Origin of the sequence: Micromonospora sp. WMMD1120 (assembly GCF_029626235.1) — a bacterium.
Taxonomy (GTDB): domain Bacteria; phylum Actinomycetota; class Actinomycetes; order Mycobacteriales; family Micromonosporaceae; genus Micromonospora.
On sequence record NZ_JARUBO010000005.1, the window covers coordinates 3,512,223 to 3,525,422 of the forward strand.

Annotated in this window: 10 protein-coding genes and 2 pseudogenes; 7 read left to right on the top strand and 5 right to left on the bottom strand. The window is 70.3% G+C overall.

What is annotated here, in order from left to right:
• Window positions 1-159: 159 nt before the first annotated feature.
• Complete coding sequence (locus tag O7634_RS16600; RefSeq protein WP_347404235.1) at window positions 160-1,125, top strand: IS30 family transposase; 966 nt, start codon at window positions 160-162, stop codon at window positions 1,123-1,125.
• Window positions 1,126-1,236: 111 nt separating this feature from the next.
• On the opposite strand, the gene O7634_RS16605 is transcribed toward O7634_RS16600, so the two are convergent.
• A complete protein-coding gene (locus tag O7634_RS16605) occupies window positions 1,237-2,829 on the bottom strand; it encodes an NAD(P)/FAD-dependent oxidoreductase (protein ID WP_278151025.1) in 1,593 nt (530 codons plus the stop codon).
• 145 nt (window positions 2,830-2,974) lie between these two features.
• Here O7634_RS16605 and O7634_RS16610 point away from each other — a divergent pair, with 145 nt between their 5' ends.
• Window positions 2,975-4,138, top strand: a complete 1,164-nt coding sequence (locus O7634_RS16610; RefSeq protein ID WP_278151026.1) for an alkaline phosphatase PhoX — start codon at window positions 2,975-2,977, stop codon at window positions 4,136-4,138.
• Between the two features lie 114 nt (window positions 4,139-4,252).
• Here the strand turns inward: O7634_RS16610 and O7634_RS16615 are convergent, their stop codons facing one another.
• A complete protein-coding gene (locus O7634_RS16615; protein WP_278151027.1) occupies window positions 4,253-5,086 on the bottom strand; it encodes a YhjD/YihY/BrkB family envelope integrity protein in 834 nt (277 codons plus the stop codon).
• A gap of 51 nt (window positions 5,087-5,137) precedes the next feature.
• Here O7634_RS16615 and O7634_RS16620 point away from each other — a divergent pair, with 51 nt between their 5' ends.
• A complete protein-coding gene (locus O7634_RS16620; protein ID WP_278151028.1) occupies window positions 5,138-5,689 on the top strand; it encodes a GNAT family N-acetyltransferase in 552 nt (183 codons plus the stop codon).
• 385 nt (window positions 5,690-6,074) lie between these two features.
• Window positions 6,075-10,043, top strand: coding sequence for a CARDB domain-containing protein (locus O7634_RS16625; RefSeq protein WP_278151029.1), 3,969 nt, complete (start codon window positions 6,075-6,077; stop codon window positions 10,041-10,043).
• Window positions 10,044-10,098: 55 nt separating this feature from the next.
• Here the strand turns inward: O7634_RS16625 and O7634_RS16630 are convergent, their stop codons facing one another.
• The 3 genes and pseudogenes from O7634_RS16630 to O7634_RS16640 all read right to left on the bottom strand — a co-directional run bounded on the left by O7634_RS16630 (window position 10,099) and on the right by O7634_RS16640 (window position 10,867).
• Window positions 10,099-10,359, bottom strand: coding sequence for a hypothetical protein (locus O7634_RS16630; protein WP_278151030.1), 261 nt, complete (start codon window positions 10,357-10,359; stop codon window positions 10,099-10,101).
• Window positions 10,356-10,616 (bottom strand): annotated as a pseudogene (locus O7634_RS16635) (DivIVA domain-containing protein). The gene O7634_RS16630 and the pseudogene O7634_RS16635 overlap by 4 nt, the downstream one beginning before the upstream one ends.
• Entirely contained in the window at window positions 10,613-10,867 is a 255-nt protein-coding gene (locus tag O7634_RS16640; protein WP_278151031.1) for a hypothetical protein, read from the bottom strand. Before O7634_RS16640 ends, O7634_RS16635 begins: the two are co-directional and overlap by 4 nt.
• Before the next feature lie 135 nt (window positions 10,868-11,002).
• On the opposite strand from O7634_RS16640, the pseudogene O7634_RS16645 reads away from it, so the two are divergent.
• The 3 genes and pseudogenes from O7634_RS16645 (at window position 11,003) to O7634_RS16655 (ending at window position 13,166) form a co-directional block, all read left to right on the top strand.
• Window positions 11,003-11,884 (top strand): annotated as a pseudogene (locus O7634_RS16645) (helix-turn-helix transcriptional regulator).
• Window positions 11,874-12,065 (top strand): DUF397 domain-containing protein, encoded by a 192-nt coding sequence (locus O7634_RS16650; RefSeq protein WP_278151032.1) that lies wholly within the window; start codon window positions 11,874-11,876, stop codon window positions 12,063-12,065. Before O7634_RS16645 ends, O7634_RS16650 begins: the two are co-directional and overlap by 11 nt.
• A gap of 438 nt (window positions 12,066-12,503) precedes the next feature.
• Window positions 12,504-13,166, top strand: coding sequence for a Uma2 family endonuclease (locus O7634_RS16655; protein WP_278151033.1), 663 nt, complete (start codon window positions 12,504-12,506; stop codon window positions 13,164-13,166).
• The last annotated feature ends 34 nt before the right edge of the window (window positions 13,167-13,200 follow it).

The window sequence follows — 13,200 nt, forward strand, 5'->3', positions numbered from 1 at the left end:
CGGGGTGGTTTCTAGGCTTCAGTGCAACTGATCTTGGTTGGGCTGGGGGTGCTGGTGGCGAGGCCGGGTGTGGTGACGTTTGGGCATCGGCAGGTGTTGGAGCATCTGTGGGGGGCAGGGCGGACGATTTCGCAGATCGCGGGTGTGCTTGGGGTGTCGGTGAGCACGGTCTCGCGGGAGGTGGGCCGGTATCACAGTGCCCGGCATGGGACGAAGAACCCGTTGGGGCGGTCGTTGCCGTCGGGGCGGGCTCGGGCGCCGTATCGGTGGGGGTATCAGGCGCAGTGGGCGCAGCGGCGTGCTGACGCGGCGCGGCGTCGGCCGAAGGCGACGAAGTTGGGGGCCGGGACGCGGCTGCGGCAGGTGGTGCGGGGCAGACTGGCGCGTAGGTGGTCTCCGACGCAGATCGCCGCGTGGCTGCGGGCCATGTTCGCTGACCGGCCGGAGTTGCAGGTGTCTCACGAGACGATCTACCAGGCGATCTACGTTCAGTCGCGGGGCAGCCTGCGGGAGGAGTTGACTCGGCAGGTCGCTCTGCGCTCGGGACGCGCCGACCGGCGTGCCCAGTCGCGGCTGGCGGCAGCGGATCGGGGCCGCCGCCCCTGGATCGGGGACCTGCACATCAGTAACCGGCCCGCCGAGGCCACCGACCGGGCCGTGCCGGGTCACTGGGAAGGTGATCTGGTCATCGGCAAGGGCGGCCGCTCGGCGATCGTGACACTGGTCGAACGCGCCACCCGCTACGTGATGCTCGGCGCGCTGCCGCACGGGCGTGACACCGAAGCCGTCATCGGCGTGCTCACCGACCTCACCGCCCGACTACCGACGCACCTACGCCGCTCACTGACCTGGGACCAAGGCAGCGAGATGGCCGCCCACGCGGTCTTCACCGTCGCCACCGGCTGCCCGGTCTACTTCTGCGACCCCCACAGCCCCTGGCAACGCGGCAGCAACGAGAACACCAACGGCCTGCTACGCCAGTACTTCCCCAAAGGCAGCTACGACTTCCGCAGCATCAACCAGAGCGGCCTCGACGAGATCGCCCACGAACTGAACACCCGCCCCCGCCAAACACTCGACTGGGCAACCCCAGCCGAACGCCTAGACCACCTCATCGCCGCCTAACGATTGCACTCACCCCTTGACCCCAAGCGGCGTGTCACGGCGATAACTTCATGATCAACGGGGTCGGGCGGGGGCGGCAACGGGGTCGGGCGGGGGCGGGGGCGGAGGGGATTAGTGGAGGTCTTGCAGGATCCGCCGGGCGGCGTTGTGACCGGCGGCGCCGATCACGCTGCCGGCGGGGTGGCAGCCGGCGCTGCCCGCGTACACGCCGTCGATGCCGGTGGCGTAGGGCATCCGGTCGGTAAAGGAGACGGTGTTGTCGAGGTGGTGGATGTGCCCACCGGTGATGCCGAAGTGCTTCTCGATGCCGGGCGGCGGCAGGGGCACCGCGTCGGCGATCAGGTCGGCGGTGCCCGGGGCGTACCGCTCGACGATCGCGACCAGCCGGTCGACGTAGCCGGGCAGCTCCGCGTCCCAGGTGGTGCCGGCCAGGTCGTAGGGGACGGACTGCACGAAGAGCGCCGACGAGTGGTGCCCGGCGGCGTCGGAGAGCGACGGGTCGACCGTCGTGTGCAGGTACCACTCGATCGTCGGCTCGGCCGGCAGCCGCCCGGCCTGCACGTCCGCCCACATCGCGCGCAGCGCGGTCATCGGCGAGGTCGCCTCCCCGCCGACCAGCGACGCGGAGCCCGGCAGCAGATGGATGGTGGACCCGAACGGGCTCGGCGCGTCGGCCGGCAGGCAGGAGAACCGGGGCAGTCCGGTGAGCGCCAGGTTGAGCTTGAGGGTGGTGCCGGGGCGGCGGACCGCCGCCATCCGCTCGCCGAGCGAGGCCGGGAGCGCGCCGTCGGGCAACAGCTCCAGCAGGGTGTACGGGTCACACGCGCCCAGCACCACCCTCGCTGCGACCTCCCGGCCGTCGGCCAGCACCACTCCGCTGGCCGCGCCGCCGTCCAGTGTCACGGCGCTCACCGGCGTACCGGTCATGATCGCCGCTCCGGCGGCGCGCGCGGCCTCGGCGAACGTCCGTGAGACGGTGCCCATGCCGCCCTCGGCGATCATCCAGGTGCCGCCGGAGCCGGGCAATCTACACATGTTGTGCACCAGGAAGTTGTGCCCGGTGCCGGGGTCGTCCGGGCCGGCGTTCAGTCCGGACAGGCCGTCGGTGACGGCGTACATGCTGACCAGCAGTTCGGAGCGGAACTCGAACCGGGCCAGGTAGTCCGCGACCGACCCGCGGACCAGGTCGACGAAGACCTGTCGCAGCTCCGGGCGGATGTACCGCTCGGCGGTCTCCGGCACGCCCAGCGGCTCGGCCAGCCAGGCCGGGGCGAGATCCGCGCGCAACGCGGCCAGCTCGGCCTGCATGGCGTCGTCGGCGGCCACGTCGGCGGGGGAGAAGAACTCGGCGAGCTGGGCCCGGGTCGCGGCGGTGTCACTGCCGAAGAGCAGGTACGGCGAGCCGAGCCCACCCGGCGTGGGGAGGAAGTAGTGCGGATCGCGGCGCAGCACCGGGATCCGTACGTCGAGCGTGGCGAGCAGTTCCGGGGGCATCAGCCCGAGCAGGTACGAGCCGGTGGAGTGACGCAGCCCCGGCACCTTCGGGAACGGGTTCTCGGTGCGGGCCGCGCCGCCGATCACGTCGGCGGCCTCCAGCACCAGAACGTCCAGGCCGGCGCGGGCCAGCAGGATGGCGGAGACCAGGCCGTTGTGCCCGGCACCGACGATCACGACGTCGGCGCGGGCCGGAATCTCACTGCTCATGCCGGGGGAGCCTAGTCCGGACCGGCCCTCCGGTCAGCCCACCGCCCGTCGACCCGTCACCCCTCGTTCACCGTACAGCGGCTGCGGTCGATGCCCCCCGAGCCCTACCGTCGGTCGGACATCGACCACTCCGGGAGGTTCACCGATGGACCGTCGTACCGTCCTGCGTTCCGCCGTCGCCGGCGCCGCCGCCTTCTCCGGCAGCCTCTGGGCCGGTGCCGCCCTGGCCGCGCCCGCCCAGCCCGGCGTCGGCCCGTACGGGGAGCTGCTGGCCGCCGACGCCAACGGCATCCAGCTGCCGGCCGGGTTCACCAGCCGGGTGATCGCGCGTTCCGGCCAGCGGGTCGCCGGCACCTCGTACCTCTGGCACTGGGCGCCCGACGGTGGCGCCTGCTTCCCCGTCGGCGACGGCTGGATCTACGTGTCGAACTCGGAGATCCCATTGGTCGGTGGCGCGTCGGCGGTCCGCTTCGCGGCCGACGGGTCGGTCGTCTCGGCGTACCGGATTCTCGGTGGCACGAACGTCAACTGCGCCGGCGGAGCGACCCCGTGGGGGACCTGGCTCTCCTGCGAGGAGGTGCCGCTCGGTCGGGTCTTCGAGACCTGGCCGGACGGCAGCCGGTCGGCCGAGGAGCGGACCCGGATGGGGCGGTTCACGCACGAGGCCGCCGCCTGCGACCCGGACCGCCGGGTGGTCTACCTGACCGAGGACGAGGAGGACGGGTGCTTCTACCGCTTCGTGCCGGACACCTGGGGTGACCTGCGCACCGGTCGGGTGCAGGTGCTCTGCGCACCTGCCGACCAGGTGGCCGGGCCGGTGACCTGGCGGGACGTGCCGGACCGGGACGGCTTCCCGATCCCGACCCGGCTCCAGGTGGGCGCGGCGAAGCACTTCGACGGCGGCGAGGGCTGCTGGTACGACCGGGGCACCTGCTGGTTCACCACCAAGGGCGACAACCGGGTCTGGGCGTACGACGCTGTCAACCAGCGTCTCGACCTGGCGTACGACGACTCGTTGGTGCCGGCGGGCGCCGCGCCGCTGACCGGCGTGGACAACATCACCGGCACGGCCTCGGGTGACCTCTACGTGGCCGAGGACGGCGGCAACATGGAGATCAACGTGATCACGGCGGCCGGTGTGGTCGCCCCGGTCGTACGGCTCCTCGGCCAGTCGTCCTCGGAGATCACCGGCCCGGCCTTCTCCCCGGACGGCTCCCGCCTGTACTTCTCCTCCCAACGCGGCACCACCGGCACCTCCACCGGCGCCAACGGCATCACCTACGAAGTCCAAGGCCCCTTCCGCCCCTAACAGCCCCCCGCCCCGCCCCCCGCCCCGCCCCCCTTCTGGTTGATCATGAAGTTATGGTCACCGCGCGCGGCGTGTCGCGGCCATAACTTCATGATCAACCGGGGGTAGGTGGGGTCAGGCGGGGGACCGGGGGGTGCGCCAGTGGGAGAGGGCCAGGGTGGCGGAGTAGCCGGCCAGGACGATCACGTGGAACAGGTAGAGCCAGAGCAGGACGGCCACGCCCGCGCCGATGTCGTCGAAGCCGCCGAACGGCACGCCCAGGTCCAGCGGCAGCGAGGCGAAGAGGACGAAGCCGTGCAGGAAGCCGGACAGGTTCGCCGCGGTGAAGGAGCCGATCGCGATCGTGGAGAGCCAGTCCGGTGAGGCCGGCCCGACGACCCGGAACACCCACACCAGCACCGGCGTGAGCACCAGCCAGACCGCCAGGAACGACAGCACCACACCGAGCACACCCAGCCAGCCGCCCTGGCGGACGAGGCGGGTGGTGAGCGGCAGCGCCAGCAGGATCGACAGCAGCAGCGCGGGGGCCGGTGCGAGCAGCGGCAGCAGCAGCAGCCGGCCCCGCCAGCCGACCAGGTGCTCGTCGGAGCGGGGCGCGGCCACCGAGACGAACGCCCGGCGCAGCCCTTCGCCGTACAGCGACGCGGGCAGCAGGGAGGCCAGCGCCAGCAGCGGGGTCAACCCCACCCCGGCCTCGACCAGCGCCTCGACCGCCCGGGGCGCGCCGATCGCGGTGGGCAGGGCCTCCACGGCGTACGAGGTGAGCCGGCGGACCCGGTCGACCCCGGCGACGAGCGCGGTGAGCCAGATCGCCAGCAGGGCGACGGGCACCACGGCGATCGCCCCGTAGAAGGTGATCGCGGCGGCGTGCAGCGACAGGTCCCGTCCGCGCACCGGACGGAACGCGGCGCTGGTGATCCGTTTCGCACGCTGCCATCCGTTGCCCATCGCCGTCTCCTTCCCTGTCGCCGTGGCCCTCACTCCTTAAGATCGCCGCTCATGACTGTTGTCACCACCGAACGTCTCATCCTGCGCGACTGGACCGATGATCCGGCCGATCTGGCCCGGATCTACGACATCTACTCCCGTCCGGAGATCACCCGATGGCTCGCCGTGTCGCCCGGTCTGCCGATGACCGACCCGGCCCAGGCGGCCGAGCGGCTACAGATCTGGCGGGATCGGCACGCCGCCGACGGCGGCCGGTACGGCACCTGGGCGATGGAGATCCGCGAGACCGGCCAGGTCGCCGGCACGGTGCTGCTGAAGCCTCTGCCGGGCCTCGACGAGGCGGTGCTCACCGAGCACATCGAGACCGGCTGGCACCTGCACCCGGACTCCCGTGGTCACGGGTACGCCACCGAGGCGGCGCGTGCGCTCATCGCCCGGGAGTTCGCCACCGGCACCCCGGAAATCTACGCGGTCGTGTCGCCGGGCAACGAACCGTCGATGGCTGTGTGCCGCCGGCTCGGCATGGCGTACGTGGGCCGGCGCACCGACTGGTACGGCGGCGAGGAGCTGGAGACGTTCGTCGTGCGAGCGCCAGATGCCTGATCGTTCCCGTACGACCTGACGCAAGATCCGCGCAACTTCGGGGAAGGTGTGGCCTCCAGTCGTCGGGAGGTGACACCTTCCCCGACCCGTGTGCGGGAAGGTGGCTGGCGGAGGAGGCAAGCCCGTCAATAGTTACCGCTGTCGAACTGTTGACGCTCTCGTAGCACGTCAGTAACCTTTGGTCAAAGTAACGCAAGATTTCGACAAACACGTGCACGATTCTGTGCATGCCTCCGGAAAGACGCAACGGGCCTCCAGGGGAGGTCCGTTGATGGTCGTACCCCATCTCGCCGGCCCACCCCCGATCCGCCGGTGACGCACCGCAGCACACCCCGGCCGTGGTCACGCCGCCCACGGCGACCGTCCCCCGACGACAAGGACAGTGATGAGACGTACCAATCTGATCCGGATGGTGGCGGCGACAGCCGCGGCCACGCTGATCGCCACGGCAGGGGTGACCGTTGCCGCCAACCCGGCCGGCGCGGCCCGCCCCGCCGCCCCGGCCGTGTCGAACAGCGGCTTCGCCCCGGCCGCCACCAACCTCGCCCAGGGCCGTCCCACCCAGGAGAGCGGCCACGCCGACGTCTACGACTCGGCGAAGGTCGTCGACGGCAACGCGGGCAGCTACTGGGAGAGCGTCAACAACTCGTTCCCGCAGTGGGTGCAGGTCGACCTCGGCTCGGCGCAGAGCGTCAACCAGGTCGTGCTGAAGCTGCCCACGAACGGTTGGGCCACCCGGACGCAGACGTTGAGCGTGCGGGGCAGCACGGACGGTACGTCCTTCGCCGACCTGGTCGGCTCGCAGACGTACACCTTCAACCCGGCCAGCGGCAGCACCGTGACGATCAACTTCAGCGCGACCTCCACCCGCTTCGTCCGGATCACCGTCACCGCCAACAGCGGCTGGCCGGCGGGGCAACTGTCCGAGCTGGAGGTGTACGGCAGCGGCGGCACCACCCCCGACACCACCGCGCCCAGCGTGCCGGGCAACCTCTCGTACACCCAGTCCGGCACCACCATCAGCCTCAACTGGGTCGCGTCGACCGACAACGCGGGCGGCAGCGGCATCGCCGGCTACGACGTCTACCGCAACGGGGCGTTCCTCCAGTCCGTCGGGAACGTGACCACGTTCAACGACACGCAGCCGACCACGGCGACGGTGTCCTACCACGTCCGGGCGCGCGACGCCGCCGGCAACCTCTCCGGCAACAGCAACACGGTGACCCGCACCGGTAGCGGCGACACCACCGCGCCGAGCGTCCCGGGGACGCTGTCGCAGAGCACCTCGGGCAGCACCATCACGCTCACCTGGGGCGCCTCCACCGACTCCGGTGGCAGCGGGCTGGCCGGCTACAACGTCTACCGGGGCGGCAACCTGATCGCGACGTTGGGCACCGTCCTCACCTACCAGGACACCCAGCCGGTCACGGCGACGGTGTCGTACCACGTCCGCGCCCGCGACGGCGCCGGCAACCTGTCCGGCAACAGCAACACCGTCACCCGTACCGGCAGCAACCCGCCGGCCTGCGTCAACGTGGCGCAGGGCAAGAGCATGACGGCGAGCGGCTCCACCTTCACCTTCACCCCGGACAAGGCGAACGACGGGCAGCTCGGCACCTACTGGGAGGGCGCGGCGAGCTACCCGCAGAACCTGACCGTGGCGCTGGGCGCCAACCACTCCATCTCCGGTGTCACCGTCAAGCTGAACCCGGATTCGGCCTGGGGCACCCGTACCCAGACCATCCAGGTCCTCGGCCGCGACCAGGCGGCGTCGTCGTACACCAGCCTGGTGCCGGCGGCGGCCTACCAGTTCGTGCAGGGCGTCAACACGGTGACCATTCCGGTCAGCGCGACCACCGCGGACGTGCAGTTGCGGTTCACCGGCAACACCGGCGCCCCCTCGGGCCAGGTCGCCGAGCTGGAGGTCTGCGGCACGCCGGCCCCCAACCCGGACCTGGTCGTCAGCTCGCTGACCTGGTCGCCCGCGTCGCCCAGCGAGGTCTCCCCGATCACGCTCTCGGCAGTGGTGCAGAACATCGGCACCGCCGCCGCGGCGGCGACCACCGTGAACTTCAGCCTGGCCGGCGCGGTCGCCGGCAGCGCCACGGTGGGCGCGCTCGCCGCCGGGGCCTCGACCACCGTGTCGTTCAACGCCGGGACCCGGCCGATGGGCAGCTACGCCGTCTCGGCGGTGGTCGACCCGACCAACACGATCGTCGAGCAGAACAACGGCAACAACAGCCTCACCGCGCCGTCACCGCTGGTGGTGGCGCAGGCGCCGGGGCCCGACCTGCAGGTGCTGGGCATCGCCTCCAACCCGCCGAACCCGGCCGTCGGGGCGTCCGTCAGCTTCACCGTGACGGTCCGCAACCGGGGCACCACCGCCACCGGCGCGACCACCGTCACCCGGCTGGCGGTCGGCGGCACCACGCTCAACACCACCACCGCCTCGATCGCCGCCGGCGCGACCGTCACCGTCAACGTCAGCGGCACCTGGACGGCCACCAGCGGCGGCGCCACCATCACCGCCACCGCCGACGCCACGAACGTGGTGACCGAGACCAACGAGGCCAACAACGCGTTCAGCCAGTCGATAGTGGTCGGACGCGGTGCCGCCGTCCCGTACGTCTCGTACGAGGCGGAGGCCGGCCGTTACTCGGGCACGCTGCTGGAGGCGGACCCGCTGCGCACCTTCGGCCACACCAACTTCGCCAGCGAGTCGTCGGGTCGCAAGTCGGTGCGGCTCACCGGCGCGGGCCAGTTCGTCGAGTTCACCTCGGCCAACCAGGCCAACTCCATAGTGGTGCGCAACTCCATCCCGGACGCGCCGGGCGGCGGCGGCATCGAGGCGACCATCAGCCTCTACGTCAACGACGTCTTCTCCCGGAAGTTGACCCTGTCGTCGAAGCACAGCTGGCTCTACGGCAACACCGACGGGCCGGAGGCGCTGACCAACACCCCGCAGGCCGACGCCCGACGGCTGTTCGACGAGTCGAGCGCGCTGCTGGCGCAGTCGTACCCGGCCGGCACCCGGTTCAGGTTGCAGCGCGACTCGGGGGACACCGCCTCGTTCTACGTGATCGACATGATCGACCTGGAGCAGGTGGCGCCACCGGCGAGCCAGCCGGCCGGTTGCACCTCCATCACGTCGTACGGCGCGGTCCCCAACGACGGCCTCGACGACACCGCGGCCATCCAGCGGGCGGTGACCGACGACCAGAACGGCGTCATCGGCTGCGTGTGGATCCCCGCCGGGCAGTGGCGGCAGGAGCAGAAGATCCTGACCGACGACCCGCTGAACCGGGGTACGCACAACCAGGTCGGCATCAGCAACGTCACCATCCGGGGCGCCGGCATGTGGCACTCGCAGCTCTACACGCTGACCGAGCCGCAGAACGTGGTGGGCGGCATCAACCACCCGCACGAGGGCAACTTCGGCTTCGACATCGACAAGAACACCCAGATCTCCGACATCGCCATCTTCGGCTCGGGCCGGATCCGGGGCGGCGACGGCAACGCCGAGGGCGGCGTCGGCCTGAACGGTCGCTTCGGCACCGGCACGAAGATCAGTAATGTCTGGATCGAGCACGCCAACGTCGGTGTCTGGGTCGGCCGCGACTACGACAACATTCCCGACCTGTGGGGGCCGGCCGACGGGCTGGAGTTCAGCGGCATGCGGATCCGCAACACGTACGCCGACGGCATCAACTTCAGCAACGGCACGCGCAACTCGCGGGTGTTCAACTCGTCGTTCCGAACCACCGGTGACGACGCCCTCGCCGTCTGGGCCAACCCGTACGTCAAGGACCGCAACGTCGACATCGCGCACGACAACCACTTCGTCAACAACACCATCCAGCTGCCCTGGCGGGCGAACGGCATCGCCATCTACGGCGGCTACGACAATTCGATCGAGAACAACCTGATCTACGACACGGCCAACTACCCGGGCATCATGCTGGCCACCGACCACGACCCGCTGCCGTTCTCCGGCACGACGTTGATCGCCAACAACGGCCTCTACCGCACCGGGGGCGCGTTCTGGAACGAGGACCAGGAGTTCGGTGCCATCACGCTGTTCCCGGCGACCAGGGACATCGTCGGCGTGACGATCCGGGACACCGAGATCGTCGACTCGACGTACGACGGTATCCAGTTCAAGAACGGCGGCGGCAACATGCCGAACGTCGCCATCACCAACGTCCGGATCGACAGATCCAACAACGGCGCCGGCATCCTCGCGATGAGCGGCGCGCGCGGCAACGCCAACCTGACGAACGTGACGATCACCAATTCGGCCGACGGCAACATCGTCGTTCAACCGGGCTCGCCGTTCGTCATCAACGGCGGCTAATCAGCACGGTTTTCCATGAGGTCGGGGTGTCCGCAAACTGCGGACACCCCGATTTCTATGAAACCGAGTCGACCACCGCGGCGCAGGGCCCGTCGTGGGCATCGCGCCGCCGGCACCGGCCGGCAGCGCCGAGCCCGACGTCACAGAACACTCGGGTACGCAGGAACTGCGCGTCCTCCTCGCTGAGCGTGGCCTCGCCGAAGTCGACACCGGTGAGGTGACCGAGCGAGTCGCGAAGTGCCACGGCCACAGCGGCGACCTCGTCCAGGCTGGTCAGGGTGGTCGGCAGGTGGATGATCCAGCGTGATGCGGTCATCGCGGCCGCCGATTGTCAGGTGCCGTGGGCCCGCGGTGGCGGCAGTTTTGCCGGGCCTGCCACTGGCTCAGGGCTCGCCGGATGCGTTCCGCCTCGGTGTTGGCGGTCATCACCTCGCGGTGCAGCCGGTCCAACTCGTCCGCCACCCGGTTGAGGTAGTCGCGCACCTGATCGGGGTGCAGGCCGCGCCACCGGGTGTCGAAGGTCTAGGCGCGCACGTGCGGTGGCGGCAGGCGATCCCCGTCTGCGAAACTCATCGCAGTGCCACCGATCCGCCAGTGATCAGCGTCCGCACCTGTGCGTCGGTCAGGCCGCGCCGCTCCAGGACGCGACGGCCCCAGCGGTGCAGCCGGCACGGGTGCGGAGCCTCGTCCTTGCGGCAACGCTCGCCGTCGGGTGTCAGGTCGGCGGCGTGCACGGTGAGGGCCCTCAGCGCGAACACGACGTCCTCCTTGGTCACGTAGGGCGGCAGCGGCAGATCTTCGTTGCTGTCGTCATCCGGGTCCATGACCCTCCTTCGGCTGGCTCGCTTTTTCGTGGTCATCCACAAGGGTCATTTCGATGCTGGCCCAGCGCAATCTTGCGGAGCAGAATGCGGACCAAGGGTTGAGGTGACTAACGCGACGACAGCCAGGGAGATGACGTGGACGATTCCGGCAGCACAGTTCCCCGGAGGCAGCTCGGCAGATATCTGAGAGAGCTTCGCGAAAACGCCTATGTGACCGTTACCGCGGCGGCCAAGGAGTTGGAATGGTCGGCACCCCGGATCTGGCGGTACGAGACCGGCCAGGTCTCCATGCACCCGAACGACGTGGAGGCCATGTGCCGTGTCTACGGCGCGTCGGCGGAGACGATCGGGACGATGCGGGCGCTGGCCCGCGAGACAAAGGCGCACGGCTGGTAGCACAGCTACGGCGAGGCGGTCAAGGACTGGTTCAAGCTGTACGTCGGCCTGGAAGCCGCCGCCACCAGCATCCGTCACTACGAGGCGAATCTCGTCCCCGGGCTGCTTCAGACGGTCGACTACATGACCGACGTGATCGCCATCGACCACCCGCGGATGGTCGATGCGCAGCGCCAGGCGAAGGTCGACGTGCGGCTGCGCCGGCAACGTCTGCTGGCACGGGCGATCCCTCGCGCCCCGCGCCTCGACGTCATCCTCAGCGAGGCGGTGCTGCGCCGCCCGCTGCGGGATCGCGGGGCGATGGCCCGGCAACTGGAATCGCTGGTGGTGTCGTCGCGGCAGCACAACATCGGCATCCGGGTGCTGCCGTTCGACGCCGGTCTGGTGCGCTGGGCGCAGGCCGGCACCTTCACCATGCTCGATTTCCCGTCCGACGTGCGCGAGCCGGAGCCGACGACGATCTACATGGACGGTCCGTGCGGCGCGGTCTCCCTTGACAAGACCCACGAGATTGAGATCTACGAAGACGCCTGGCGCTCCCTCGGTGAGCGGGCGCTCGGCGCGGACGAGTCCCGTGAGCTGATTGCGGCCACAGCGAAGGAGATGACCGATGGTGCGTGACGGAGTCTGGCGCACGTCGTCCCGGTCCGGCGGCGAGGGCAACTGCGTCGAGGTGGCGGGATTCCCCGACACGGTTGCCGTACGCGACAGCAAGGACCGGCACGGGCCGGTGCTGACCTTCACCCCCGCGGCCTGGACCGCGTTCGTCGCGTTGACGAGGGCGCCCGATCCCGTCCGGTGACCAGAGCTGCCGCACCGTCGGAGTAGTCCCGCGACCGCCGCCCCGAACCCGGCCGCACCGTGGTGCCTGACCAACCGGTCCCGCTCGGCCCGCCCCGGTCGACACGCCGGATGGCCCCGGCTCCCGCTGCGCGCGGCTGGAGCCGCCCGGGGACCCTCCGGGCCGTCCTGCGGGGTGACCGAGGGCGTGGCGCGGCGAACCCCTTCGGCACCGTCGATGCCACCATCGATGCCGGCTGGCCGATGACGTCGGGTGGCGCCGCGGCTGACCGACGGCGGCGTCGTTACCGGGCTCGGTGGTGGTCGACGGTGACCGTGGCGGCGTCGACGGTGAGTTTCGGTGCGTCCGGTGGCGGACTCGGTGTGCGATGGCGCGTCGCGCGGGCTGCGGTGGCTAGGCTGAGCCGAGCAGGATGGTCCGCTGAGGGGGTGAGCCCGGATGGCCCAGGCAGCATTCGCGCCGGAGCCGGCGCCGCAGCACACCGAGCCGTCGTTCGACGTGCTGCGGTGGCACGACGAGCCGTGGACCGCACAGCTCGCCCTCGACCTGTTGCCGGAGACCAACGGCCCCAAGGTTGAGGTCCTGAGCGGAAGCGTGATCGTGACACCACACGCCGGATACGACCATCAGGACGCGGAGCTGGATCTCGCGTATCACCTCAAGCAGGCGGCGCGCCGAGCGAAGCTGTGGCTCTATCTGGAGACGAACGTCGTCTCTGGTAAGGATCTGTTCATTCCCGACATCGTCATTCTCGACGCGCCGGGCGGCGGGCAGACGACGATGGACATCGGGCATGCCGTGCTGCTGGGTGAGATCGTCTCTCCGGGCAACCGACGTAAAGACATCATCGACCGTCCGCGCGAGTACGCCGCGGTCGGCGTGCCCTTCTTCCTCCGCGTCGACCTGCGCAACCGGGTGCCCACTCTCGCGTTGTACGAGTTGATCGAGGGGGAGTACCGGCCGGTCGCCGCTGCGGCTGCCGGAACGCAATTTGTCATGCGGGAACCCTTCGAGTTCTCCATCGATCCGGGCGACCTGCTGGGCGAGGAGGCGGCACCGACCGGGCAGGCGCCAGAGTCGGCCGGCGGCGGGGAGGGCTGAGGCTCCCAGCGGGCGCTCAGCGGGGGTGGGGAAG

Coding starts and splice junctions, on each gene's coding strand:
- O7634_RS16605 (WP_278151025.1), bottom strand. CDS start 2,829: ATGAGCAGTGAGATTCCGGCCCGCGCCGACGTCGTGATCGTCGGTGCC.
- O7634_RS16610 (WP_278151026.1), top strand. CDS start 2,975: ATGGACCGTCGTACCGTCCTGCGTTCCGCCGTCGCCGGCGCCGCCGCC.
- O7634_RS16615 (WP_278151027.1), bottom strand. CDS start 5,086: ATGGGCAACGGATGGCAGCGTGCGAAACGGATCACCAGCGCCGCGTTC.
- O7634_RS16620 (WP_278151028.1), top strand. CDS start 5,138: ATGACTGTTGTCACCACCGAACGTCTCATCCTGCGCGACTGGACCGAT.
- O7634_RS16625 (WP_278151029.1), top strand. CDS start 6,075: ATGAGACGTACCAATCTGATCCGGATGGTGGCGGCGACAGCCGCGGCC.
- O7634_RS16630 (WP_278151030.1), bottom strand. CDS start 10,359: ATGACCGCATCACGCTGGATCATCCACCTGCCGACCACCCTGACCAGC.
- O7634_RS16640 (WP_278151031.1), bottom strand. CDS start 10,867: ATGGACCCGGATGACGACAGCAACGAAGATCTGCCGCTGCCGCCCTAC.
- O7634_RS16650 (WP_278151032.1), top strand. CDS start 11,874: ATGGTGCGTGACGGAGTCTGGCGCACGTCGTCCCGGTCCGGCGGCGAG.
- O7634_RS16655 (WP_278151033.1), top strand. CDS start 12,504: ATGGCCCAGGCAGCATTCGCGCCGGAGCCGGCGCCGCAGCACACCGAG.